This window comes from Paraburkholderia sp. MPAMCS5 (genome assembly GCF_036016995.1).
Classification (GTDB): domain Bacteria; phylum Pseudomonadota; class Gammaproteobacteria; order Burkholderiales; family Burkholderiaceae; genus Paraburkholderia.
Window position 1 is genome coordinate 38,033 of the sequence record NZ_JAYXBK010000022.1, and the last position, 21,981, is coordinate 60,013.

Annotated in this window: 23 protein-coding genes; 8 read left to right on the forward strand and 15 right to left on the reverse strand. The window is 60.9% G+C overall.

The features are described 5' to 3' along the window. Positions 1-18 precede the first annotated feature (18 nt). Together VOM14_RS29330 and VOM14_RS29335 are read right to left on the reverse strand one after the other, a co-directional pair. A complete protein-coding gene (locus VOM14_RS29330) occupies positions 19-960 on the reverse strand; it encodes a tryptophan 2,3-dioxygenase (RefSeq protein WP_327632222.1) in 942 nt (313 codons plus the stop codon). Next, the gene (locus tag VOM14_RS29335) at positions 957-1,796 is read right to left on the reverse strand and encodes an alpha/beta hydrolase (RefSeq protein ID WP_327632223.1); all 840 of its coding nucleotides are present in this window, start codon (positions 1,794-1,796) and stop codon (positions 957-959) included. Before VOM14_RS29335 ends, VOM14_RS29330 begins: the two co-directional genes overlap by 4 nt. 182 nt (positions 1,797-1,978) lie before the next feature. Here VOM14_RS29335 and VOM14_RS29340 point away from each other — a divergent pair, with 182 nt between their 5' ends. Then, positions 1,979-2,452: an Lrp/AsnC family transcriptional regulator gene (locus VOM14_RS29340; protein ID WP_327632224.1), complete on the forward strand. Its 474-nt coding sequence runs from the start codon at positions 1,979-1,981 to the stop codon at positions 2,450-2,452. Positions 2,453-2,466: 14 nt separating this feature from the next. Here the strand turns inward: VOM14_RS29340 and VOM14_RS29345 are convergent, their stop codons facing one another. The 3 genes from VOM14_RS29345 to VOM14_RS29355 all read right to left on the reverse strand — a co-directional run bounded on the left by VOM14_RS29345 (position 2,467) and on the right by VOM14_RS29355 (position 6,009). Then, a complete protein-coding gene (locus VOM14_RS29345; protein ID WP_327632225.1) occupies positions 2,467-3,555 on the reverse strand; it encodes a LacI family DNA-binding transcriptional regulator in 1,089 nt (362 codons plus the stop codon). A 107-nt stretch (positions 3,556-3,662) separates the two neighbouring features. Continuing rightward, entirely contained in the window at positions 3,663-4,622 is a 960-nt protein-coding gene (locus VOM14_RS29350) for a dihydrodipicolinate synthase family protein (protein WP_327632226.1), read from the reverse strand. Between the two features lie 67 nt (positions 4,623-4,689). Further along, complete coding sequence (locus VOM14_RS29355; protein WP_327632227.1) at positions 4,690-6,009, reverse strand: MFS transporter; 1,320 nt, start codon at positions 6,007-6,009, stop codon at positions 4,690-4,692. Between the two features lie 402 nt (positions 6,010-6,411). On the opposite strand from VOM14_RS29355, the gene VOM14_RS29360 reads away from it, so the two are divergent. The 3 genes from VOM14_RS29360 (at position 6,412) to VOM14_RS29370 (ending at position 9,021) form a co-directional block, all read left to right on the forward strand. After that, on the forward strand, positions 6,412-6,621 hold the full coding sequence (locus tag VOM14_RS29360) for a hypothetical protein (RefSeq protein ID WP_327632228.1): 210 nt from the start codon (positions 6,412-6,414) through the stop codon (positions 6,619-6,621). A gap of 181 nt (positions 6,622-6,802) precedes the next feature. After that, positions 6,803-6,976: a hypothetical protein gene (locus VOM14_RS29365; protein ID WP_327632229.1), complete on the forward strand. Its 174-nt coding sequence runs from the start codon at positions 6,803-6,805 to the stop codon at positions 6,974-6,976. Between the two features lie 902 nt (positions 6,977-7,878). Continuing rightward, positions 7,879-9,021: a porin gene (locus tag VOM14_RS29370; RefSeq protein WP_327632230.1), complete on the forward strand. Its 1,143-nt coding sequence runs from the start codon at positions 7,879-7,881 to the stop codon at positions 9,019-9,021. Between the two features lie 129 nt (positions 9,022-9,150). On the opposite strand, the gene VOM14_RS29375 is transcribed toward VOM14_RS29370, so the two are convergent. The 5 genes from VOM14_RS29375 to pcaH all read right to left on the reverse strand — a co-directional run bounded on the left by VOM14_RS29375 (position 9,151) and on the right by pcaH (position 12,596). Then, positions 9,151-9,375: a hypothetical protein gene (locus tag VOM14_RS29375; RefSeq protein WP_327632231.1), complete on the reverse strand. Its 225-nt coding sequence runs from the start codon at positions 9,373-9,375 to the stop codon at positions 9,151-9,153. 288 nt (positions 9,376-9,663) lie between these two features. Then, positions 9,664-9,867, reverse strand: coding sequence for a cold-shock protein (locus VOM14_RS29380; RefSeq protein ID WP_327632232.1), 204 nt, complete (start codon positions 9,865-9,867; stop codon positions 9,664-9,666). 394 nt (positions 9,868-10,261) lie between these two features. After that, entirely contained in the window at positions 10,262-10,897 is a 636-nt protein-coding gene (locus tag VOM14_RS29385; RefSeq protein WP_327632233.1) for a LysE family translocator, read from the reverse strand. A gap of 403 nt (positions 10,898-11,300) precedes the next feature. Continuing rightward, entirely contained in the window at positions 11,301-11,888 is a 588-nt protein-coding gene (pcaG, locus tag VOM14_RS29390; protein ID WP_327632234.1) for a protocatechuate 3,4-dioxygenase subunit alpha, read from the reverse strand. 3 nt (positions 11,889-11,891) lie between these two features. Continuing rightward, positions 11,892-12,596 (reverse strand): protocatechuate 3,4-dioxygenase subunit beta, encoded by a 705-nt coding sequence (gene pcaH, locus VOM14_RS29395; protein WP_327632235.1) that lies wholly within the window; start codon positions 12,594-12,596, stop codon positions 11,892-11,894. A 108-nt stretch (positions 12,597-12,704) separates the two neighbouring features. Here pcaH and pcaQ point away from each other — a divergent pair, with 108 nt between their 5' ends. Both pcaQ and VOM14_RS29405 read left to right on the forward strand, forming a co-directional pair. Next, a complete protein-coding gene (pcaQ, locus tag VOM14_RS29400) occupies positions 12,705-13,691 on the forward strand; it encodes a pca operon transcription factor PcaQ (RefSeq protein WP_327632236.1) in 987 nt (328 codons plus the stop codon). A 143-nt stretch (positions 13,692-13,834) separates the two neighbouring features. Then, positions 13,835-14,956: a 4-hydroxyphenylpyruvate dioxygenase family protein gene (locus tag VOM14_RS29405; RefSeq protein WP_327632237.1), complete on the forward strand. Its 1,122-nt coding sequence runs from the start codon at positions 13,835-13,837 to the stop codon at positions 14,954-14,956. 9 nt (positions 14,957-14,965) lie between these two features. On the opposite strand, the gene VOM14_RS29410 is transcribed toward VOM14_RS29405, so the two are convergent. After that, positions 14,966-15,598 (reverse strand): helix-turn-helix domain-containing protein, encoded by a 633-nt coding sequence (locus tag VOM14_RS29410; protein ID WP_327632238.1) that lies wholly within the window; start codon positions 15,596-15,598, stop codon positions 14,966-14,968. A 207-nt stretch (positions 15,599-15,805) separates the two neighbouring features. Beyond that, on the reverse strand, positions 15,806-16,765 hold the full coding sequence (locus VOM14_RS29415; RefSeq protein WP_327632239.1) for a LysR family transcriptional regulator: 960 nt from the start codon (positions 16,763-16,765) through the stop codon (positions 15,806-15,808). A gap of 141 nt (positions 16,766-16,906) precedes the next feature. On the opposite strand from VOM14_RS29415, the gene VOM14_RS29420 reads away from it, so the two are divergent. Continuing rightward, positions 16,907-18,073, forward strand: a complete 1,167-nt coding sequence (locus VOM14_RS29420) for a mandelate racemase/muconate lactonizing enzyme family protein (protein WP_327632240.1) — start codon at positions 16,907-16,909, stop codon at positions 18,071-18,073. 30 nt (positions 18,074-18,103) lie between these two features. On the opposite strand, the gene VOM14_RS29425 is transcribed toward VOM14_RS29420, so the two are convergent. The 3 genes from VOM14_RS29425 to VOM14_RS29435 form a co-directional block, all read right to left on the reverse strand. Continuing rightward, positions 18,104-18,451 (reverse strand): hypothetical protein, encoded by a 348-nt coding sequence (locus VOM14_RS29425; RefSeq protein ID WP_327632241.1) that lies wholly within the window; start codon positions 18,449-18,451, stop codon positions 18,104-18,106. Positions 18,452-18,586: 135 nt separating this feature from the next. After that, the gene (locus VOM14_RS29430) at positions 18,587-18,955 is read right to left on the reverse strand and encodes a hypothetical protein (protein WP_327632242.1); all 369 of its coding nucleotides are present in this window, start codon (positions 18,953-18,955) and stop codon (positions 18,587-18,589) included. A 122-nt stretch (positions 18,956-19,077) separates the two neighbouring features. Beyond that, positions 19,078-19,371, reverse strand: a complete 294-nt coding sequence (locus VOM14_RS29435; protein WP_327632243.1) for a DUF4148 domain-containing protein — start codon at positions 19,369-19,371, stop codon at positions 19,078-19,080. A gap of 329 nt (positions 19,372-19,700) precedes the next feature. On the opposite strand from VOM14_RS29435, the gene VOM14_RS29440 reads away from it, so the two are divergent. Then, complete coding sequence (locus VOM14_RS29440) at positions 19,701-21,968, forward strand: xanthine dehydrogenase family protein molybdopterin-binding subunit (protein WP_327632244.1); 2,268 nt, start codon at positions 19,701-19,703, stop codon at positions 21,966-21,968. The last annotated feature ends 13 nt before the right edge of the window (positions 21,969-21,981 follow it).

Below are 21,981 nucleotides of genomic sequence, written 5' to 3' on the forward strand. Positions count from 1 at the left end.
TTGTCGTGCTGCGATCCATCACGCCCCCAGCACGGTACGAATGGCCCACAGTTCGGGGAAGAAGCGATGCTCGACCACATGTTTGAGCCAGCCCACGCCAGCCGATCCGCCCGTGCCCGGCTTGAAGCCGAGAATGCGTTCAACCGACGTGAAATGGCGCCACCGGTACTGCGAAAACAGGTCGGCGATTTCGATGAGGCCTTCGCCGAGCAAGTAGAGATCGTTATCCGGCGTCGGATCGCCATAGACCTCCAGCCATGCTTTCTCCACTTCGGGGTTCGACGCATAAGTCTCGGACCAGTCGCGCTTCAGCGCGCTCGCGGGAACCACAATGCCGCGACGGTGCAGCAATGCGAGCACGTCGTCATAAAGGCTCGGTGCATTGAGGGACGCTTGCAGTTGCGGATACACCTCCGGATTATTGGCGTGGGCCTGCGCGAGGCGCACCGACTTGTTGCCGAGAATGAATTCGACGTGCCGGTACATGTACGATTGCTGTCCGGATGAAACGCCGAGACAGTCGCGGAATTCGTTGAAGCCGCTCGTCGTGATAGTCGAGAGCACGTCCCACGTCTTCACGAGATACTCGAAAAGACGCTTGATTCTGGGCACTAACGCGAGCGCGCCGGCGACGTCGCCGTTCTGGATGCGCAACTGCATGTTGTAGGCTTCGTAGTGAATCGCCTTGAACGTCAGTTCCTTGCATTGCGTCATCAGGATGAAGACCATTTCGTCATGGCCCTGACTGCGCATATGCTGGATGCTCAGCAGCAAATCGTTGCGATGATAGTCGATGAACGGATTGCTTTTGCCGTCGAATGCGATCAGCGGTTCGCCTGAGGTGCTCTTGACCGTTTCTTCCCGGCTTTCGTTAGTGGAAATAGAAACGTCCTTGACGAGCGACAGTTCGAGACGGGGATCGCGCACTTCGGGAATGACGCGCTTGCGTGGCATATTCATGATTTGTCTCCAAGTAGTAGAAGGGTGTCGATGCCGAGCCGGCTCGCGGGATTCGCCAGATCGAAGAGAATGTCGAAGTGATTGCGATTGGCGACTTCGTAGTGCGAGACGTCGCCGCCGGCCTGTGCAATCAAGGCCGCATAGTCGCGGCTCTGTTGTTTGAAGGCGCCCGTTTCGTGTTCGCCCCAGCAGACAACCGTGGGAATGCGCACTCGCAGCGCAAGACATTGCGGGCTCATGGCGGCCGCGCTTTCCCTATCCAGTTTCAGCGGCTCGTTGATATAAGTGGTCACGAGCGGGCGCAAGTCGTAAATGCCCGAGATCAGAATGGCGCCGCTGAACGGCGAGTCGTTCAATCCGTGAGCCTTCCAGTCGGTGCACATCAACATGGCCGCGAGATGCGCGCCGGCGGAACTGCCGGCAATGACAATGCGTGCGCGCGGCCGGAGCCTCGCTAGACACATCAGGGCTTTCACGCATTGAGCGACGATGGCGGGCAGCGTCGCATGCGGGGCCAACGTGTAATTCACCGCCGCGTAGGCGCAACCTCGCGAGAGAAGGGAGTCGGCGGGAAAGCACGACTCGTCTGCGGAAAGCTCTTGCCAATAGCCGCCGTGGAAAAAGACCAGCAGCGACACAGATGAGTCGCCTGGCGGCTCCAGCAGGATCGTGTATTCGTCGGGTGTTTCGCCATAGGGCACGCGCATGGCGCGCACACGCTGAAGCGTCTTCTGGCTGCTTGTCTCGTAGTCCGCGATGACTTCGCGGTAATTGGAGGCGACCGAACTGGGCGAGTATGCCGAGTCCAGATCGTCAGGCGTCGATTCGTTGCACATGATCACTCCCAGACCTATGAACATTGTAGGAATGGCGGGTAGATCGGTTTTTTCTATCTTTGCCTGCGTGCCGCCTGATATCGGCAAGACATTTCGTTTATATTCGAGTAGAAGGTAATTCGTGTCTGGTTGAGACGTCGCCTCGCAAGTCAACGGTGCTAACGAAGCCCACGGAGCCTCTTATGGAGCAAGCCCTGCTTTCGCCTGCTGATCGGGAAATTCTCTCGTTCTTGCAGGCCGATCCTCGAATTTCGATGGCCGCACTCGCGGAAAAAACGAACAGTTCTGTATCGCCCTGCTGGCGGCGCGTGAAACGGTTGGAAGAAACCGGCGTGATCGACGGCTACAGTCTGCTTCTGAACCGCAAGGCGTTGGGACTCGGCATCGACGCGTTCGTGTTCGTCAAGATCACGTCGCACCATGAGCGCGATGCGATCGAATTCGAGCGCGCGCTGCAAGTGGTCGATCAGGTGTTGTCGTGCTACATCCTCTCGGGCGAGGAGGATTATCTGCTACGCGTCGTCGCAACCGATCTCGACGCGTTCGCGGCTTTCAGCCGCAAAGTATTGGCGGCGTTGCCGCACGTGAGGGAAGTGAGAAGCGCGTTCGTCATGCATACCATCAAGGAGACGAACCGCTTGCCGCTATCGCTGTAGCCACTGCTCGTGAATCACGCTTTGGGCGCGGGTCCGGTGGACTGCCTGACATGCAATAGCGCGCGCACTTCGTGACCGTTTTTCGGCCGCTTGCCGTCGAGCATGTCGAGCAGATGTTGCGCGGTCAACTGTCCGATCTCGTACGTGTTCACGCGCATGGTGGTCAGTGCGGGGCAAATCGCTTTCGAGATTTCCAGGTCGTCGAATCCCGTCACGGAGAGTTCGCCCGGAATGGCAATGCCCAGTTCGTCCGCTTCGCGCAGTACGCCAAGCGCGATGTGATCGTTGCCGCAGATGATCGCGGTGGGGCGCTCGCCGGGCGCTTGCCAGATCGAGCGCAAGCTGCTTCGACCAAAGGCGATGGTCGATTCGCCTTCGCACATGTGTTCGGGCCGCACGGCGAGTCCGTGCCGCTCGAGCGTCGCGCGAATGCCCGCGACGCGCGCCTGAACGCGATCGTTGTCGCGCGTCGGCTGAATGCAGACAGCGAACGAGCGATGGCCGAGACCGATCAGATGCTCGGTCATCTGCACGTAGGCCGCGAAATTGTCGAAGCCGATGCAAACATGCGGACTGTCCTTGCGATACGCGTACGTGACCGCATGCGGCACGCGATAGCGTCGCAACGCGTCGAACAGTTCGGGCGGATGTGCCTCGCCCACGACCGCCATTGCCTCTACGCCGCGCGCAAGCATCGCGCGCACCTGCACGAGCGCTTGCGCGGGATCGTAGTTGGAGCAGCCGAGCACGAGCGTGATGCCGCGCGCCGCGAACGCCGCCTGCATGCCGCTCACCTGCGAAGCGAACACCTGATCGTCGAGCGTGGGAATGATGATCCCCGCGATGTGACTGCGCGTGGACGCGAGCGCGCGCCCGGCGGCATTCGGAAACCAGTTGAGCGTGACCGCGGCCTGCTCGACGCGTTCGCGCACGGCGGCGCTCACTTTCTCCGGCTCGTTATAGACACGCGACACGGTTGCAGTGGAAACGCCCGCGAGCTTCGCGACGTCCGACAACACCGTGCGGCCCGTACCGCGGCGCGCACGGTTGGTTTGCGTTCGGGTGGCGGCGCAGGAGGCGGGCGAATCAGGCGTGTCGGACATGAGCTTGGGAAACAAAGGCGAAACCGGAAGCCCGCTATCTTACCGCCGCGTTCGTTGCGGCATCGGCGCGATAACGGATTGCGGCATCTGGCGGCATCTGGCGGCATCTAGCGGCTCGTATCGAGCGCGGCGATGCGCGCGCGGAAATGCTCGGTGCCCGCGACGATCTTGTCGAGTACCGCGTCCAGCGCCCAGAATCGTTCGCGCACGTCGTAGTCGATCACGCGGCAGCGAATCGAGCCGAACGTGCCGATGCGCTGGTGATACATCTTCGCGAGCGCGGGATAGCCGAGCGATTCGGAGACGGCCGCAAGCACGAGGAACGTGGCAAGTTCTTCCGCGAGCGCCGGGTCTTGCGCGGCGCGATTGCGCAGCCAGTTGTACAGGTCCGGATGAAAGTTCGTGAACACGCCGTTGAAGCCCGCCGAGCCGGCTTTCATCGCGTCCCACGCAATGGCTGCGTTGGCGTTGAGGATTTTCAGCGAGGAGCCCTCGGCGAGTGCGACGCGGCGCTTGACCGTCGCCAGATCGCAGCTCACATCTTTCAGCATGATGAAGCGGCCAGTGTCGATGCACAGCTTTAGTTCGTCATCCGAAAGAAGACGGCGATAAGGCGCGGGGCATTCATACAAGCCGAGCGGCACGTCGGACGGAAGCCGCGCGAGCAGCCGCTTGAGATTCGCGGCGAACGTGCCGGTTCCCTCGTGAGCGGGATCGAGCCGGTTTGTCACCAGCACGACGCCTTGTGCGCCTGTCGCGGCGGCGACGTTCAGTTCTTCCGCTTGCGCGTCGGGATCGTCGCTGACGTGGCCGGACACCACGACGGGAATCCGTCCGGCCACTTTCTCGACGACGAAGCGTCCCAGCGCGCCGCGCTCGGCAAGCGTGAGGAACTGCATCTCGCTCGACTGCGCGACGGCGAAGAGCGCGTCCGATCCGTTTGCGATGTACCACTCGATCAGACGTTCCAGACCGGGGTAGTCGATCGCGCCGGCATCGTCGAATGGCGTCAGCATGACGGGAACGATGCCCTCAATTGACGAGGTGGGTTGCTTCACGGTGGTCATGCCTGGTTGCTCCTGAAGAGAATCGTTAGTCGGGCCCATCTCGAGCCACACGCCACTACCCCCGCGCTCACGCGGGTGCCTGCATGGCTTCGTTTGAGGCGGTTTCGTCGGCGATCGGCTTGCGCACCAGCAGCAAATAGCTCATTGCGCCGATGAACGCGACGCCCGCGGCCGTCAGCAGAGCCGGCACGAACGACCACGATTGCGCGATGTAGCCGGTGAGGATCGGCGCGAGTGCGCCGCCGAGAAAGCCGCCGAAGTTCTGGATCGCGCCGAGCGAGCCGACGCGGTTCGGCGGCGCGGCGGCGGTAGCGAGCGCCCATGAACACGCCGACGCGGCGTTCGCCAGAAAGATCACCACGGAGATGCACACAATCGCGAGCGTGTTGCTCTGGACCAGCGCGGCGGGAATCGTGAACGCGACCATGCCGAGCATCGTGATCACCACGGCATTGCGGCGGCTCGCCACCGGGCTCGCGCTGCGGCTCGTGATGAGATCGGAAAACCAGCCTGCCGTGAGCGCGCCGAGAAAGCCGCAGAAAAACGGCACCGATGCCGCGATGCCGGTGTGCATCAGCGTCATGTGGCGTTCCATCGTCAGATAGCCGGGCAGCCAGGTGAGGTAAACCCAGTTCAGATAGACGGAACCGAAGAAGCCGATCAGCATGCCCCACGTCGTGCCGTGCGAAAACAGCGAGCGCCAGTCGGCTAAGGTAACGGCGGGCGTGGGTTTCGTGTCGGTTTCATCGCCGTCCAGATAGCGGCGCTCGGCGTCGTTCAGGGCCGCCTTGACCGGATCGCGATAGACGGCGAGCCACACGACGGCGACGATCAGCCCGGCGATGCCCGTCACGATGAACGCCCAGCGCCAGTTCAGATTGACGACCAGCACCGACAGGCAGAGCGGCGCGAGCGCCGTGCCGAGCGGCGAGGCCGAGTTGAAAATGCCGGTTGGCTTGCCGCGTTCGCGCAGCGGAAACCAGTTGCTCACCACGCGGGCCGCCGACGGAAACTGCGGCGCTTCGCCGATGCCGAGCAGAATCCGCGCAAGAATGAACCAGCCGAACGTGGAGACGAAGCCGCCGGCCGCCTGCGCGAGCGACCACAGGATCAGCCCGATGCCGAGCAGCCGGCGCGGTCCGATCCGGTCGACAAGTCCGCCTACCGGCAACTGAAACAGCGCATAACTCCATGAGAACGCCGACAGCAGCAGGCCCATTTGCCCGAGCGACAGCCCCATGTCCTGACGGATCAACGGGTTGGCGACGGCGAGCGTGCCACGGTCGAGGTAGTTGACGATGCCGCTCACCATCAGCAGCGTGAGCGCCACGATCTGGGCGCGGCGAATCTTTGGCGGCGTCTGCTCGTGGCTCGGGGTTGCGCTCATGATCGTTGTCTCCGTTTCATGTCAGCAGTTGAGATAGACGTCCGCGCCGATGCGATGTCGGGCGGCCGGAAGTTGCGCGTCGGATCTGGCGCGCGGTTCGTGGGAGTCTGTGCCCCTTCGTGTCGTATTCCGCGCGATGGCGATGCGTGTTAGCGCTTACATTTAAGACATGCTCACCCGAGCTATTTCAAGGCGTTCCGCATCTGTCGTTGATGATAGCGCTTACATTTTGTGATCGATTTGGCGAAGGTGCAAGGTCAAAGCGTGGTCTGAGGGGTAAACACCGACTGTCGAAAACCAGGCCAACCAGCTGCGTTTAAAACCGGAAAATTCGCGTTCCACGCTGCGGCACACGGTTTGCTCAGAGTCGGCGTCCACGCGACATCAATAATGAGAACGATCATGCGGCCACACCACACCGTTAGCGAGCTTTCCAAGTCTCAACCCATCCTCGTCACCCCGCTGCCGGGCGCGGGCGCGCAGGCGCGCGAGCGCCGCCGGCGCCGTACGCTTACGCGCGCCACGTTCTACTTCGCGTGGCTGTTCGGCCTGGAGCCGTTCCTGACCGGCACCGGCGACGACGCTCCCCGACGCGGCGTCGGTCGCCGCTGAACCGCTTTTTGCGAATAACGAGCGTTGTCGCGCAGACGGCGGTTGAAACTTTCGCTAGCGCGCGGAGCAATTTCTACATCGACGGCCGAAGCGGCTGCTTGATGCGCTGAAAGCGCCTGTTCGCGGGAATAGCGGTTGCGCGGCGAGTGACGGGAGATGTTCCCATCCACTGGAGCCCATCATGCAAACCGATCCGACCATTGATCCCGTAGCCGATCCTTCGAACGAGCCGCTGGACGCGCCCGAAGATCAGCCGCGTCCGCTGCCGGGCACGCCGCCCGAGACCGATCCGCTGGCGCCCGGCAGTTCCCCCGAGGATGAGGACGCACTGGAGCAGTTGCAGAAGAACTCCTAACGCAAGTTGTAGGAGAAGCTGCCAACGATACTAGGGAAACTACCCGTCAAAAAGTGCACGGCCGTGCCGTTAATGTAGCTGGAAGGCTGTTCAATGCATTGCCGTCCGCTTTCAGCACCGGGTTTGTCACGCGGCGGTCGGCGCCGCAATTCACTTCCGGGCGCGCCCGTGCTGAAGGCTTCATTTTTTGACCATCGATAGAAAGCGTATTCCCTGTGCGTCAATTCGATCGGCGTAATTGCAGCAGTTGGAGTCAGGCCGCCTGAAGGGCGGCTTTTCTATTTGTGCGCGGTGAGAAGTGCCGGCGTGGCGGCTCTCGGATTGATCTCGCCGATACTCGCCATTAACGAGTGCGCGCTAAGTCGCGCAAGGCTGAATGCCGCGATATTCGAGTCTCGAATGAGTGTTTCGAATAAACGGGATGAGAATGGAGACATGGTGAATTCAATTAAGTTCCCACTTTTCACAAATAAAATCCCGTGCATTCGGACGTCAGGGCACATTGCTTAATTAATGAGCAATGTCTGATTTGGAAATGCCGCTCTTAACCATCAATATTGCGTCTGGGGTATTACAACCTGTTGCATACACACAACTTTAGTTATTGAAAAGTTGCAAAAAATTTATGTTCATAGCAGGCGTTCTGCCTGACCCTCATTCCAATTAATTTCTGAAAAACAAACACTTAGCTAAAACGCCTGTTCGATTGTTGCGAAATCGGAAAGATCGTGTTGTGCGAATTGCGGGCGCCGCTATTAGGGTGTCCCCCTACACTCACGCTTCGTTTAGAGGGTGCCCAGCCGAGCCGACCAACGGTTCGGCGACAAGGGCGATGGCGCATCGCTGCGCTGTCGAGGCAAGTCCCGCTCCCCCGCGAAATTTATCGAACAGGAGTCCCACGCATGAAAAAGAGTCTTATCGTCGTTGCGGTTGCCGCATCGTTCGCTTCCGTCGCTCACGCACAAAGCAGCGTCACGCTGTACGGTCTGCTGGACGCAGGCGTGACCTACACGAGCAACGTTGCTCATAACTCGAAGTGGGCAGCCGGCAGCGGCGGCATCGACCAGAGCCGCTTCGGTCTGCGCGGCTCGGAAGACCTGGGCGGCGGCCTGAAGGCAATCTTCACGTTGGAAAGCGGCTTTAACATCAACAATGGCAAGTTCGCGAACAACAACGGCATGTTCAACCGTCAGGCTTTCGTCGGTCTGTCGAGCGCACAATTCGGTACCGTCACGCTGGGCCGTCAATACGACGCAGCGCAAGACTACCTCGCACCGCTGACCGCAACGGGCAGCTGGGGCGGCACGTACTTCGCGCACCCGTTCAACAACGACAACCTGAACACCAACGGCGGCTCCGCAGTCAACAACTCGATCAAGTACTCGAGCGCTAACTACGGCGGCGTCACGTTCGGCGGCACGTATGGTTTCTCGAACCAGGCTGGTGCATTTGCAAACAACCGCGAATACAGCCTGGGTGCTGCATACCAGTGGCAAGGTCTGCGTTTGGGCGCTGCTTACGCACAGCAGAACAACCCGGGCGCAACGAACGCAGCCGGCACGGCTAGCAATGGCGGCGCTTCGGACGGCTCGATCCTGGGCTTGACCGGCAACTTCCGTCAGCGTGAGTTCGGCGCAGCAGGTGCGTACTCGTTCGGCCCGGCTACGGTCGGTCTGGCATGGACGCAATCGCGTATCGACAACGTTGCAGGCGCACGTCAATCGCTGCGTGCAAACAACTACGAAGTCAACGGCAAGTACAACCTGACCCCGGCTCTGGGCCTGGGCGTGGCTTACACGTTCACCGACGGCAAGGGTTATGGCGTTGGCGCGAACGGCGGCTCGACGTCGGTGCGTTACCACCAGATCGGCGTGCAGGCTGATTACGCGCTGTCGCGTCGCACGGACGTCTACGCTCAAGCCGTGTACCAGCACGCAATGGGCAACGGCGGTGTCGCTTCGATCTACAGCGGCGACATCACGCAAGCTGCATCGTCGTCGAAGAACCAGACGGCTGCTACGGTCGGTCTGCGTCACCGCTTCTAAGCTTCAGCAGAAGCTGCTTGTTGTACAAAAAGGTGCCGTTCGCGGCACCTTTTTTTATGCTTGCGAGAACGGGGAGGCGCGGACCGGGTGTCACATCGCGTTTGCTATTTCTCGTCTGCTATTGATGCCTCAGCCGCGCGTATCGACCCAGTTGTGGGCCCAGTGCGTCGAATGCTGCAAGGCCTGTTCTTCGTCGGTGAAATAATCGAGCGAATAGAACTGGTAGCGCCCTTCTGCGCGCGCGCTGTCGGCGCGTTCGAGCAACAGGTTGGACGAAAATGTGCCGTCGGGCAGGCGATGCGCCGAAGGTTCCACGGCATAGCCGTTGTAATGATGAATATGTTTGGTTTGCATTTTATATTTTAATAATTGTCGAATGCGCGCATGCCGTGCGAATTCCATTGAGTCGCGCGGACAAGCCGATTCAAAGCCATTGCGAGCCGAATCAGAACGCAGCCGGAAAGCTAAAAAGGGGCGTTAAAGCCGAGGGGAGAATGAGGTGCAACGAGGCGTTTGGCGCTTGAGCGAGTTGCATTAATTCGTGCAACTCAAAAGCGATGGCGCGCCAACTGTGGGAGACGAAGCTCCGCGAGGATGTCGCTGCAGCCCGATGTCCGTTGCCGGACACCGAGCCCTTCAAACTTACAGCGGCGTGATGTTGGCCGCTTGCAGACCTTTCGGGCCTTGCTTCGTTTCGAAGCTCACCTTCTGATTTTCAGCGAGCGACTTGAAGCCGCTGCCGCTGATTTCGGAGAAGTGCGCAAACAGATCTGCGCCGCCGTTATCCGGGGTGATGAAGCCGAAGCCTTTGCTGTCGTTGAACCACTTAACAATACCGGTATCCATGAAGAATCCTTGAGGAATGAAATAGAAAATGTGCTCTGTGAAAGAGCGCTAGAAGCGTCAAGGAGGGAGAGGACAACGAATACCGCTGAGGGAGCGAGACATTGATGAACAGCAATCGAACTTCTTGAACTTCGGGTGCCACAGTAACCGCTATGACGCGCACGCGTCAACATTTAACTTGTAACTGTTCGACGAAACGGCTCAGTTTCAGCGCGGCCATGGCGCTTGGAGGCTTGCCTTCACACTTCGCGTTTCACGCTTCACGTATCACGTATCACGTATCGCGCTTCACGTATCACGCTTCACGTATCACGCTTCACGTATCACGCTTCACGTATCACGTATCACGTATCACGTATCGCGTCGAAGGCGAGCCGCTTCAGCCGGCGCAGTGTCAGATGCCCACTTTGTGCGCGTTGAGCACGAGGCGCAATCCAAGCGCCGCCACCGCGCTTGCGGCCACGCGGTCGATCCATGCCTTCCATTGAAGATAGATTTCGCGCGGCCGCTTGCTCGAAAAGCACAACGCCACGATCGTGTACCAGCCCGCTTCAATAGCGAAGATCGCGGGCGGCAACGCGAAGTAGCACCACAGCGGCGGATGTTGCGGCAGCAGCGCCGCGAAGATACTGCCGTAGTAAACCGCCGTCTTCGGATTGCTGAGTTGTGTGCTGAGGCCGATCCAGAAAGATTTGCGCCGGTTCGTAAAGGCGGCTTGTGTAGCGTCGAAGGCGAGCGGTTTGGCCGCGCCGCGCCAGATTTTCGACGCCAGATAAACAAGGTAAAGTCCGCCGGCCACTTTCAAGCCGATATAAAGCCATTCGACGGTGGCGAGCAACGTGTACAAGCCTAGCAATGCAATGCCGCTGAAAAACACGCCGCCGATGCCCATGCCGAGCGCGGTCGCGAGTCCGTCGCCGCGAGACAGCCCGATCGCATTGCGCGCGACGATCACGAAGCTCGGTCCCGGACTCATCGCGCCCAATAAGAGCGCGGCAAGAATAGTGATGACGGCGGTTGAGGCTGGCATAACTGTGTCTCCTGTCTATCCTGTCTATTGCGCACGAGTGGGCAACGTGGTCGAAACATAGCATGAGAGTCACGGCGTTGCTTCTGCTTTATTCACTTCCTCTTTAGCTGCCGATGCGTATAAAGCAATAGCCTATAAGAAGCGCTGTGATGCAAAGAAATATACCCGTGCCTGTCATATGCTGAAGCTGCCTTTAAAACACCAGGTCGGCCGCAAATGCCGCGCGCGGCGGGCTTGCACGTTGTTCGCGAATTGCACCCCAAATGCCGCCGCGTAATTCATTCCGACGCGAAAAAAAGCCCGCGCAAGGCGGGCTTAAATACTCGGAGTTTCGCGATCCAGTCGCTAAGACGAATCGTTTTCAGTGTAAATGAAAGCGATATAAACGTGTAGCGAATCCGCGTTACAGATCGAAGAAAACTGTTTCCTTGTCGCCTTGCATATAAATGTCGAAGCGATACACATTGGCGGTATTCGCGTCGCGGCGTGCGATCAGCGTATTGCGCCGCTCGGCGGGAACCGCTGCCAGCACTGCATCGCGCTCGTTGGCTTCGGCTTCGTCCTCGAAATAAACGCGCGTGAACGTGTGCAGCAGCATGCCTCTCATCGTCACGATCACATTCAGATGCGGCGCTTCGTCAGGGCTCGCGCGGCCCGGTTTCACCGTTTCCACGACAAAGCGCTTGTGCGGGTCCGTGCCCGTGCCGACGCGCGCAAAGCCGCGAAAACCGGTCTTCAGAATTTCTTCGCGCGATTCCGGATAGTGGCCGTCAGCGTCGACTTGCGACACTTCGAGCATGGCGTCGCCGATCACCTTGCCGTCGCCGTCAAACACCTGGCCGACAATCGTGATGTGCTCGCCGGCCGCTTCACGGTCGGCCAGAACCGGCGTGAACAGGCTCTTGAAGTCGAAGTCGTATTGCTGCGGGCACAGGCCGTAAGCGAAGTACGGGCCGACGGTCTGCGAGGGCGTTTGCTTGAGAGTGGTCATGGCTTAGCGCTCCATCGGGGTTTCGTTGCGGCCGCGCAGCACGATGTCGAAATCGTAGCCAAGCGCGTAGGATTCTTGCGTCGTGTCGAGCGAAAAGTTCGCAATCAGGCGCTCGCGTGCCTGCTCGGGCGTGCCCTGAAAAATCGGGTCGAACGCGAGCAGCGGATCGCCGGGGAAATACATTTGCGTGACGAGGCGCGACCCGAAATGCTCGCCGAACAGCGAAAAGTGAATGTGATTCGGACGCCAGGCGTTCGGATGGTTGCCCCACGGGTAAGCGCCCGGCTTGATCGTCAGGAAGCGATAGCGGCCTTCGTTGTCCGTGATGCAGCGGCCCGCGCCGAGAAAATTCGGATCGAGCGGCGCATCGTGTTGATCCACCTTGTGCACGTAGCGGCCGGCGGCATTCGCCTGCCAGATTTCCACCAGCGTATTGCGCACCGGGCGGCCGCCTTCGTCGAGCACGCGGCCTGTCACGATGATGCGCTCGCCGAGCGGTTCGCCATTGCGGACCGCGTTGCGCGTGAGGTCGTTGTCGAGCGCGCCGAGGTCTTCCGTGCCGTAGACGGGCACGCGCTGGTCGCGCAGTTTTTCCTTCAGCGGAATCAGCGGACGCGTCGGGCCGCGTTTAACCGACGAACCGTAGCTGGGATAGATGTATTCGGGGTGGGACGCGAAGTCGCGCGCGCTGAGAAAGGAATCGTCCATCTGTGTCTCCTTCGGGGATGGTGGAATACGACGTTGTGAAAGTGACTTTATCCAAACTGAACGGTTATGAAAAATGACGTTTTGGCGCTTTTGATATAACCTTTCGTTATGCAACGCAGCCTCGCGGATAGCCGCGTCAAATTCCGTCATCTTCAGTGTTTCCTGGCCGTCGCCCAGTTCGGGAGCGTCCAGCGGGCGGCCGACAGCCTGTCGATCACGCAGCCGGCCGTCTCCAAGACCGTCGCCGAACTCGAAACTATTCTGGGCGTAAAACTGTTCGAGCGCGGCCGTCATGGCGCCGTGCCGACGCGTGAAGGGCAACTTTTCATGCCGCACGCGAGCGCGTGCGTCAGCGCATTGCGGCAGGGCGTCGATCTGTTGGCGCGCGCGGAAGGCGCGGCGGCGGCCACGCTCGAAGTCGGTATTCTGCCGACCGTAGCCGGCGCGCTGATGCCGCCTGTCCTCAAGCGCTTTGCGTCGCTCTGGCCGCGCGTGATCGTGCGCCTCGCAACGGGCGCCAACCCGGAACTACTGGAGCGTCTGAAAGCGGGCACCATCGAATTCGCCGTCGGGCGCCTCGCCGATCCCGAGCGCATGGTCGGACTCAGCTTCGAACAACTTTTCAGCGAACCGCTGATCGCCGTCGTGCGGGCAGGGCATTCACTCGATGTAGCCGCGGGCGTGCCGTCCGCCGCGTTGCAGAATTTTCCTATCGTGCTGCCGCCGTTCGGCACGCTGATCCGGCAATCGGCGGAAAGTTTGCTGAGCGCGTGGGGCGTGCCGCCGTTGTCGGCGTTCGTCGAAGTGTTGTCGGTTTCGACGGGCCGCGCCTTGACGCTTCAGAACGACGCCGTGTGGTTCGTGCCGCTCAGCGCCGTGGAATACGAGCTGGCGCATGGCATGCTTGTGCGTTTGCCGTTGCCGTTTGCGGGCACCGACGAGCCCGTTGGACTGATCCGGCGCTCCGATACGCAGCCGTCGCCGGTAGGAAGGGCTTTTATCGACGCCGTGCGCGAAGTCGCGCAACTGCGAATGACCTTGAGCGCGGGCAAGCCTGCGCGCAAACGCGGGCGCCCCGCCACGCCTACGGTCTGACGCGCGTGGCGGCGGCGCATTCAGGCTTGCGGTGAACCATCCGGTACAAAACGAAGGTTGCGGAGGGGACGCCAGCCGGTGTACAAACACGGCGTGCACCGACATCGGAAACACGGAAACAGCGTCGAAATAAGGAGATTGCCATGCCCAGCGACTTGCCCACTTCAGATGCCGCGCTGCGCGCCGTGTCGGCGCCTGAGCACAATCCGCTCGGCACGGCCGGCCTCGAATTCGTGGAATTTGCCGCGCGCGATCCGCGAGCACTCGGCGAAACCTTCACGAAGCTCGGCTTCAAGGCAATCGCGCGTCACATCAGCAAGGACGTGACGCTGTTTCGCCAGGGCGAGATGAATTTTCTGATCAACGCCGAGCCCGATTCGTTCGCCGCGCGCTACGCGGAAGAGTACGGCACGGGCATTTGTGCGATCGGCATTCGGGTAGCCGACGCGCAGCGCGCCTTTGACCGCGCGACCGAACTCGGCGCGTGGGCTTTTGAAGGCGAAAGAATCGGCGCGGGCGAGTTGCAGATTCCGGCCATTCAGGGCATTGGCGATTCGCATATCTATTTTGTCGATCGTTGGCGCGGACGCGGCGGCCAGCGCGGGGGCCTCGGCGATATCTCGATCTTCGACATCGACTTTCGTCCGATCCAGATCGACACCGCGCAGGCCGACCTGAGCCACGCGGGCACGGGCCTTGTCGCGGTGGATCATCTGACGCAAACGGTCGGCGAGGGCCGCATGCAGGAATGGCTCGATTTTTACCGCGATCTGCTCAATTTCCGCGAGATTCACGAGCTGCACGCCAACTGGCACGTGTCGGCGGAATCGCGCGTGATGGTGTCGCCGTGCGGCGCGATCCGCATTCCTCTTTATGAAGAGGGCACGCGCCGGACGAATCTGATGCATGAGTATTTGCCGGATCATCCGGGCGAAGGCGTGCAGCACATTGCGCTTGCCACCGACGATATCTTCGCGTGCGTCGAGCAGTTGATCGCGAACGGCGTGGAATTCGTCGAGCCGCCGCCGCGTTACTACGAGCAGCTCGACGCGCGTTTGCCGGGCCATGGTCTCGACATCGAGCGGCTGAAGCGCACGCGCGTTCTGGTGGACGGCGAAATTGGCGCGGACGGTGTGCCGCTGCTGTTTTTCCAGACTTTCGTGCGCCGCCGCGTGGGCGAGATTTTCTTCGAGATCGTGCAGCGCCAAGGGCATCATGGCTTTGGCGAAGGCAATCTCAGCGCGCTCGCGCAGGCGCGTGTGTGAAAATCCGCGCTACTTCTTGACCGGTTCGCCGATGGCCGACGGTTGAGCAATGTCGGCGCTGGTCGCCATCCACAATACTTCGGCATCGTCTTCACTTGTCGAAACTGCGGCGTGGCCGGTGCGGCTGTCGAAGTAGAGGCTGTCGCCGGCGTTCAGATGCGTCGGCGCATACAGCTCGGAATAGAGACACACGCTGCCGCTTATGACATACAGAAACTCCTCGCCTTCGTGACGGCCCCAGTCGTCGAAGGCGTCGAGCGTGTGCGCCGAGATGCGGATGCGAAACGGCAGCATCGCCTTGTGCGCAAGGTCGGTCGCGAGCAGTTCCATCTGATAGCCGCGATACGCGTGGCGCTGGCCTTCGTCCTTGCGCGTCAGCGCGCGGCGGCCGCTTGCGCTGACTTTCGGCGTCGAGCCGAACAGCTCGCCGATTTCGATCTTCAACCCGAGGACGATTTTTTGCAGCACGTCGAACGTGGGCGACATCAGGCCGTTTTCGACTTTGGACAGCGTCGAGCGCGAAACGCCGCACAGGCGGCTCGCGGTTTCGAGCGTCAGGTTCTGCGCCTGACGCGCGGCGCGCACGCGGCGTCCGAGGTCGGCGGAGGAAGGTTCGGCGGGCTTCGTGGTGTGCGTGTCCATGGGGTTGCTGCGGTGTTGCCACTAACGGGCGGTCGTGTCTTGTGTTTCCGATAATAACATTCGTCGCAGGATGAAAACTTTAAGCGCTGCCGGTTGGCTGCTGGGATCTGGCGCTCGCAGCGCGGCAGGATGGCTTTCTGATTGGAAACGTCAGCGCGCGCGGTGGCGAGATCGGCACGCAGCGTTCTCGCAGCAGCAAACACGCACTTAGGATTTGCGCCCCGCTTTCTTTTTCTGGCCGTAAAGCAAGGCACCCGTTTCGACCGGCGTGAACGGCGCCTGAAAATGGTCGATCAGAAAATCGATGAATGCTCTCGCGCGCGCGGTCTGGTTTCGCTGACTGGGATAGTAGACAAACAGGTCCGCCGACGGCAGCACGATATTCGGCAAAACTAGCTTCAATCGGCCGCTCTGAACATATTTCGCCAGATCCCATTCTGAGCGGATCAAGATGCCATGACCGTCGAGCGCCCAACGCAACACGATATCGCCGTCATTGCTTGAAAGCGCGCCTTTGACTTTCAGCGCTTCGACGTGGTCGTCTTGCATATAGCGCCACACGCCATACGCGTCGTCGTTCTGGCGGTGAATGATGCAACGGTGGCGAACAAGATCCTCGACACGCTCCGGCGTGCCAAAGCGTTCGAGATATTTCGGCGATGCGCAAAGAAAGCGGCGATTGCTCATGAGGCGTCGCGCGCTCAACCGGCTGTCGGGCAGCGTTCCGAAACGGATCGCGATGTCGAACGCCTCCTCGACCAGGTCGATGGGCCGATCCGTCACCTGAAACTGGATCTCGACATGGGGGAAGCGCTTCGCGAATTCGGACACGAGCGGCGCGATTGTCGTGCGCCCGAAGCCGAGCGTCGCGTTGATGCGCAGCAACCCTTGAGGATCGGACCGGGCGCCCGAAATCTCGTCTTCCATTTGCCGCACCTGTGCCGCGATTTGCGTGGCGTAGCGCAAATACGTCTCGCCCTCCGGCGTCAGACTGACGCTTCGCGTCGTTCGGTTGACGAGCCGCGCGCCAAGTCGTTGTTCCATGATGCCGAGACGTTTGGTTGCCGCGGGCGGCGTGAGATCGAGCGCGCGTGCCGCGCCCGACAAGCTCTTCAGTTTGGCGAGAAGAATGAAAAATTCGAAATCGGACGAAGCATCGGAGGGCACGCGGCGGTCACTCCCGTTGTTTACTGGAAGTAAAAAATGAAATGAATTCAGGTGAATTCTACTGAATCTTTTCGCGGCTAAGCTAGCTTCCGTTGCAGCCCGGCGCGCGCAGCGCGTACACAGAATTCAGGAGATGCACTCATGAGAATCGTGGAAATCCGCGAAAAGACTGTTCCGATCAGTTCCCCGATCCGCAATGCCTACATCGACTTCAGCAAGATGACGCTGAGTCTCGTCGCCGTGGTGACGGACGTTATCCGCGACGGCAAGCCGGTTGTGGGTTACGGCTTCAATTCAAACGGCCGGTACGGGCAGGGCAAGCTGATGCGCGAACGCTTTATTCCGCGCGTTCTCGAAGCGGACCCGGCCTCGCTCGTCGACGATAGCGGCCACAACCTCGATCCGCACAAGATCTGGGCGACGATGTTCACGAACGAGAAGCCCGGCGGCCACGGCGAGCGCTCGGTCGCGATCGGCACGATCGACATGGCGATCTGGGACGCGGTGGCGAAGATCGAAGGCAAGCCGCTGTTCCAGTTGCTGTCCGAGCGCTACGGTAATGGCCGGCCGGAGCGCAAGATTTTCGTCTACGCGGCGGGCGGTTATTACTATCCCGGCCAGGATCACGAGAAGCTGAAAGACGAAATGCGCAGCTATCTCGACCGTGGCTATACGGTCGTGAAGAAGAAGATCGGCGGCGCGTCGCTTGACGAAGATCTGCGCCGCATCGACTCGATACTCAGCGTGCTCGGCGACGGACAGAAACTCGCCGTCGATGCAAATGGCCGCTTCGATCTCGATACGGCCATTCAATACGCGAAGGCGCTGTCGCAATACGATCTGTTCTGGTACGAAGAAGCGGGCGATCCGCTCGACTTCGAATTGCAGGCCACGCTGCGCAACTACTACGACAAGCCGATGGCGACGGGTGAGAACCTGTTCTCGATGCAGGACGCCCGCAACCTCATTCGTTACGGCGGCATGCGCGCCGACCGTGACTGGTTGCAGTTCGATTGCGCATTGAGTTACGGACTCGTCGAGTATCTGCGCACGCTCGACATGCTGCATCAACACGGCTGGTCGCGAAGCCGCTGCATTCCTCACGGCGGACATCAAATGTCGTTGAATATCGCGGCTGGCTTGGGCCTCGGCGGTAACGAATCCTATCCGGATCTGTTCCAGCCCTATGGCGGCTTTCCTGATGGCGTGAAAGTGGAAAACGGCTTTATCACGATGCCCGATTTGCCGGGTATCGGCTTCGAAGGAAAAGCCGATCTGTTTGCGGAGATGCAAAAACTCTCGGCATAAGCCGTGCAAGGAGCGGTGTCGAAGTTCGCGCTATTTGCCCGCTCCTGTCGACGGCAAGCAACTCAGCACGAGCGTGCCTGAGGTTGTCGCGGCGGCGCGAACCACGGCCTCGTGAAACTGACCCGCGCCGCAGGACCATTCGGCGACCAGATCGGCCGGACAAGATTGGCGGTTCTGGTTGAGCGTCGAGAGCGCGAGCGGATATTGGCAAGTGTCGAGGCCGTTGCAGTGTCCGGCCAGAACGCGCGTCACGTTGCCGCGTGAAGCGCCACAATTTGCGCCGTAAGTGCCGGACTCGATCTGTATCGATTCGGCGAGCGCGCCCGTGGTTGCGGCAAGAAGTGCCGCGAGCAATAAGCGATGGATCGTCTGGCGCATGATGTTCTACCAGAGAAGTTAAAGCAGAAGATGTCCTCAAAGTTTAGTCAAAAATCGCCGCGCTGTTCTACGTCCACGCAATGCCTGCAAGCTCGGAAAAGCCCTTGAAAGCAGGCACTTTGTCGCGAACGCACGTCACCTGATCGCTTTTTTCCTTTTCGCGCCCGGCTCGACTCCCACGCGCGCGTCGCGCCGCTTGACCGTCGCGACAATCGCAGCGGCGAGCGCCTCGAACTGCTCGTCCCTTTGCGAAAGATAAAGCCATTTGCCGAGCACCGGATGCGGCGTCAGTTCTGGAAACTCGCGAATGATCTCCGCGTGCCGATCGCGCGACGTACACACGAGCAAGCCATTCCACGGCTCCTCGCCATTGCCGACCGCGAGGCACAGCAGGCCATCCACATAAGCCGCTTCGAAGGCGAATAAGCGCTTTCTCATGAATCCGGGATCGTTCTCGAGAGGCTCGAAAACCCATAGCAGCGAATTCTTGACGGTTGATCCCATGAACGCTCCTGATCGCGAAGCGTCATCTTAAGGTGAATAGCGCGCGCGCAAATGAAAAGGCGCAGTCCGCAGACTGCGCCTTTCGCGTATCGACTGGAACATCGACAAAGGAAAGCGGGCTCTCATTGAGCCGGCGTGGCGGTCCCTGTTTGCGACGAGCCCGTCGCCGTGGAACCGTAACCCGTCGTGTCGCCTTGAGCCATGGCACTGTGCGCGGCGACGCGCGCTTCGGCGGCCTGAATGTCGGCGGGATAATTCGAATCGACGGCGTTGGCGGGGTTATAGCCGGCCTGCTCGATCTGCTTCAATTGGGCCTTGACCTCGGCGCGCGTCAACGGCTGTTCGGTTTGTGCAAACGAAGCAAGCGGCGCTGCGAGAGCTACAGCGAGCGCCACTGTTTTAATCAGCGATTTCATGATGCTTCCCTCCGGGAATGGTGTGCTCCGATGCCGCAACGAATACTCGGCACCATGCGCGGATTGTAGAAAGCGGTTAGTCCAGGGAAAACCCCCGAGACGATAATTCACTCTTGCAGCAAACGATAAGTCGGCGTGCTGTAATCCACGGACTTGCCGGTCAGTGTCGCCCGCGCGCACGATGACGTCTGCCTGTCCCTGCATCGACGTCCGACGAATTCAAGTTGGCGGCCCTCGCTCCGTCTTACTACTATTGCGTGAGAACACAGGGCGCGAACGTGCGCCTCCACAGCTTGTGAGCGGCGTGCAAGCGGATGGAGCGAATCATCATGAAGCGCAGAACCTTCCTCGTTGGCGGCGCGGGCGCGCTCGGGGCGTTGCTGGTCGGCTGGTCCGTGTTGCCGCCGCGACAGCGGTTCACCACGGCCGCGCCATTGCCTGTTCAGGGCACGCAGGCGGCGCTCAACGGCTGGGTCAAGATCGACGCCGACGACACCGTGACCATCGTCATGTGCAAGGCGGAAATGGGGCAGGGCGTTCACACGGGCCTTGCGATGGTGCTCGCCGAGGAACTGGACGCCGACTGGTCGCGCGTGCGCGTGGAAGATGCGCCGATCGACAACATCTATAACAGCGTGCAGAGCGTCATCGACGATCTGCCGTTTCGGCCCGACCACGACAGCATCACGAAGCGCACGGTCGTGTGGTTCACGCGCAAACTCATGCGCGAGGGCGGCACGATGATGACCGGCGGTTCATCGAGTATCAACGATCTATGGACGCCGATGCGCGAAGCCGGCGCCTCCGCGCGCGCCATGCTGATCGCCGCGGCGGCGGCGCAATGGCATGTGCCGGCGGGCGAATGCATGACGGAAAGCGGCTACGTGATGCATCCGTCGGGACATAGGGCGAGCTTCGGCGAGCTATCGGCGATGGCGGCGCAGCAGGCGTTGCCCGACAAAATCGCGTTGAAAGATCCCGCCCGTTTCAGCCTCATTGGCAAGCCGCTGCGGCGCATCGAGGCCGCGTCGAAAATCAACGGCACGGCGCGTTTCGGCATCGACGCATTGCCCGATGGCCTGCTCTACGCAAGCGTCGTGATGTGCCCCACGCTCGGCGGCACGGTCGCGAGCTTCGACGCGGCGTCGGCGGAAAAAATGCCGGGCTTCGTGAAAGCGCTTTCTGTTGCGCCGTACAGCGGCGGCACGGGTGGCGTCGCGGTGATTGCGGACAACGCGTTTCGCGCGATGAACGCAGTCGCCGCCATCGACGTGAAGTGGCAGCCCGGCTTGGCGGCGTCGCTATCGAGCGCGGACGTGGAGCACCAACTCGTGTCCGCACTCGACGACAGCGACGGCCACGCGTACTACCATCGCGGCGACGTCAAGGACGCATTGAACAGCGCGGCGCGCATCGTTTCCGCCGAGTATTACGCGCCCTATCTCGCGCACGGCGCGGTCGAGCCGATCAATTGCACGGTGCAGGTCGCGGACGGCGCGGCGACAGTCTGGGTCTCGACGCAAATGCCGGCGCTCGCGCGGCATCACGCGGCAAAGGTATTGGGCCTCGACGACGACAAGGTTCAGGTGCATACGCAATTGCTCGGCGGCGCATTCGGCCGGCGTCTCGAACTCGATTACGTGGCGCAGGCCGCGGTCATCGCGGGGCAAGCGAAGGGCCGTCCGGTGCAAACGCTGTGGTCGCGCGCGCAGGACTTCACGCATGATTTCTATCGGCCCGCGTGCGTGTCGCGATTGAAGGCCGGTCTCGACAAGAACGGCAAACTGGTCGCGTGGCATAGCACGTCCGCGAGTCAGGCCATCGTGCCAGAAGCCCTCGCGCGTTATTACGGAGTCCCACGCATTCCGCTCGACAAGACGACGGCCGAAGGCGCATTCGATCAGCCCTACGAATGGCCCACCGCGCGCGTCGCTCACAAGATCGTGGAATTGCCGGTGCCGGTCGGCTTCTGGCGCTCGGTTGGCCACTCGCATCAGGCCTTCTTCACCGAGAGCTTTACCGACGAAGTCGCCGCCGCCGCCGGTGAAGATCCAGTCGCATTTCGCGCCGCGCTACTGGCGCAGCATCCGCGGCATCTGGCGGTGTTGCAGCGTGTCGCCGCGTTATCCGATTGGGCGCGCCCGTTGACGCATGCCGTCGATGGCGCGCCGCGCGCGCGTGGCGTCGCGCTTCATGAGGCGTTCGGCAGTGTGGTCGCGCAAGTGGTGGAAGTGTCGATTGGGCCGCACGGGAAGATTCGCGTGCATCGCGTGGTCTGTGTGATCGATTGCGGCTTGCCGGTGAATCCGAATCTGATCCGCCAGCAGATGGAAGGCGGAATCGTGTTCGGCCTCTCGGCCGCGTTACAGGACGAGATCACGATCGTGAGCGGTCAGGTCGAGCAGAAGAACTTCGTTGACTTTCCGGTTGTGCGAATCGACGAATGCCCCGTGATCGAAACCGACATCATGCCGAGTCAGTTGCATCCGCAAGGAGTCGGCGAACCGGGCGTGCCGCCGATTGCGCCCGCCGTGGCCAACGCGGTGTTCGCGCTGACAGGCAAGCGGCTGCGCACGTTGCCTTTGAAATTCACCTGAGCGGGAGGCGCGC

Excerpts from the sequence above, each read along its gene's own strand:
- VOM14_RS29360 (WP_327632228.1), top strand. The coding sequence starts at position 6,412 with ATGCGGCCACACCACACCGTTAGCGAGCTTTCCAAGTCTCAACCCATC.
- VOM14_RS29420 (WP_327632240.1), top strand. The coding sequence starts at position 16,907 with ATGAGAATCGTGGAAATCCGCGAAAAGACTGTTCCGATCAGTTCCCCG.
- pcaH (WP_327632235.1), bottom strand. The coding sequence starts at position 12,596 with ATGGACGATTCCTTTCTCAGCGCGCGCGACTTCGCGTCCCACCCCGAA.
- VOM14_RS29365 (WP_327632229.1), top strand. The coding sequence starts at position 6,803 with ATGCAAACCGATCCGACCATTGATCCCGTAGCCGATCCTTCGAACGAG.
- VOM14_RS29410 (WP_327632238.1), bottom strand. The coding sequence starts at position 15,598 with ATGGACACGCACACCACGAAGCCCGCCGAACCTTCCTCCGCCGACCTC.
- VOM14_RS29405 (WP_327632237.1), top strand. The coding sequence starts at position 13,835 with ATGCCCAGCGACTTGCCCACTTCAGATGCCGCGCTGCGCGCCGTGTCG.
- VOM14_RS29370 (WP_327632230.1), top strand. The coding sequence starts at position 7,879 with ATGAAAAAGAGTCTTATCGTCGTTGCGGTTGCCGCATCGTTCGCTTCC.
- VOM14_RS29330 (WP_327632222.1), bottom strand. The coding sequence starts at position 960 with ATGAATATGCCACGCAAGCGCGTCATTCCCGAAGTGCGCGATCCCCGT.
- VOM14_RS29350 (WP_327632226.1), bottom strand. The coding sequence starts at position 4,622 with ATGACCACCGTGAAGCAACCCACCTCGTCAATTGAGGGCATCGTTCCC.
- VOM14_RS29380 (WP_327632232.1), bottom strand. The coding sequence starts at position 9,867 with ATGGATACCGGTATTGTTAAGTGGTTCAACGACAGCAAAGGCTTCGGC.
- VOM14_RS29440 (WP_327632244.1), top strand. The coding sequence starts at position 19,701 with ATGAAGCGCAGAACCTTCCTCGTTGGCGGCGCGGGCGCGCTCGGGGCG.
- VOM14_RS29345 (WP_327632225.1), bottom strand. The coding sequence starts at position 3,555 with ATGTCCGACACGCCTGATTCGCCCGCCTCCTGCGCCGCCACCCGAACG.
- VOM14_RS29355 (WP_327632227.1), bottom strand. The coding sequence starts at position 6,009 with ATGAGCGCAACCCCGAGCCACGAGCAGACGCCGCCAAAGATTCGCCGC.
- VOM14_RS29425 (WP_327632241.1), bottom strand. The coding sequence starts at position 18,451 with ATGCGCCAGACGATCCATCGCTTATTGCTCGCGGCACTTCTTGCCGCA.
- VOM14_RS29375 (WP_327632231.1), bottom strand. The coding sequence starts at position 9,375 with ATGCAAACCAAACATATTCATCATTACAACGGCTATGCCGTGGAACCT.
- VOM14_RS29435 (WP_327632243.1), bottom strand. The coding sequence starts at position 19,371 with ATGAAATCGCTGATTAAAACAGTGGCGCTCGCTGTAGCTCTCGCAGCG.
- VOM14_RS29430 (WP_327632242.1), bottom strand. The coding sequence starts at position 18,955 with ATGGGATCAACCGTCAAGAATTCGCTGCTATGGGTTTTCGAGCCTCTC.
- VOM14_RS29335 (WP_327632223.1), bottom strand. The coding sequence starts at position 1,796 with ATGTGCAACGAATCGACGCCTGACGATCTGGACTCGGCATACTCGCCC.
- VOM14_RS29340 (WP_327632224.1), top strand. The coding sequence starts at position 1,979 with ATGGAGCAAGCCCTGCTTTCGCCTGCTGATCGGGAAATTCTCTCGTTC.
- pcaQ (WP_327632236.1), top strand. The coding sequence starts at position 12,705 with ATGCAACGCAGCCTCGCGGATAGCCGCGTCAAATTCCGTCATCTTCAG.
- pcaG (WP_327632234.1), bottom strand. The coding sequence starts at position 11,888 with ATGACCACTCTCAAGCAAACGCCCTCGCAGACCGTCGGCCCGTACTTC.
- VOM14_RS29385 (WP_327632233.1), bottom strand. The coding sequence starts at position 10,897 with ATGCCAGCCTCAACCGCCGTCATCACTATTCTTGCCGCGCTCTTATTG.